The organism is Enterobacter sp. UNJFSC 003 (genome assembly GCF_036903355.1).
Lineage (GTDB): Bacteria > Pseudomonadota > Gammaproteobacteria > Enterobacterales > Enterobacteriaceae > Enterobacter.
The window spans coordinates 1-275 of sequence record NZ_JBAKHK010000148.1 but is presented as its reverse complement, the minus strand read 5'-3'; the positions used below and the strand labels follow the sequence as shown (position 1 = coordinate 275).

At 51.3% G+C, this 275-nt stretch carries 1 protein-coding gene; it reads left to right on the top strand.

The annotated features are described in order from the left end of the window. On the top strand, window positions 1-250 hold a 250-nt coding region (locus tag V5P19_RS23530; RefSeq protein WP_334407961.1), incomplete at its 5' end, for a DnaB-like helicase C-terminal domain-containing protein. Window positions 251-275: the final 25 nt, after the last annotated feature.

The following is a 275-nucleotide window of genomic DNA, read 5'->3' as shown; positions in this document are numbered from 1 at the left end:
CAATAACGGTGACCTGCGTGATTCCGGGGCGCTGGAGCAGGATGCTGACCTCATTATGTTTATTTACCGTGACGAGGTTTATAACTCCGGCACGCTGGATAAGGGCGTTGCTGAAATCATTGTGAGCAAACAGCGGCAGGGACCAACCGGAACGATACGGGTGAACTTCGACGGCCGCTACACCCTGTTTTCACCGTTTGAACGTGGATGGAATTTTGACCGTGCCGGAGGAAATGCGTATGTCAATTAAACGAAATCATTCCGTTGATCTGGGG